Genomic DNA, 368 nt, shown 5'->3' with positions numbered 1-368 from the left:
GGATTCGCGAAGCCTATCGCCGCGAGGAAATCGACGCCGAGACGGTGCGCCATCTCACCATGGCCTCGAAGGCGCAGCAGAAGGACTGGCTCGCGCTCTTTGCCGACCGCGGGCAAGGTCTTCATGTCAGTCTCGCATCGCGGCGAGGTCGGGTGTCACGAGGGCTGGCTATCGCGCAAGGAAGCCCGCCGCGCCCGCGCCACTGGCGAGGCCGCAGAGGCCGGGACCCCGGACAAACCGTCGCGGCCCGAACTCACCGGACCGATGCAGAACTATGTCGATCTGCATCGCCATGCCGCCGTGCGCTTGGCGCTCCTCGACCATCCGGCAGCAGCACTTCGCCTGATGGTGGCGCATGCGATCGCCGG

1 pseudogene is annotated in these 368 nt (G+C 67.9%); it reads left to right on the top strand.

Annotated features, from left to right (window positions below):
- Positions 1-123: 123 nt before the first annotated feature.
- Positions 124-368, top strand: a pseudogene (locus AC0L2U_RS34770) (chromosome partitioning protein ParB); the annotation flags it as partial.

The sequence above is a fragment of the Mesorhizobium sp. WSM4808 genome (assembly GCF_055811675.1).
This window is presented reverse-complemented; position numbering and strand designations above follow the sequence as displayed.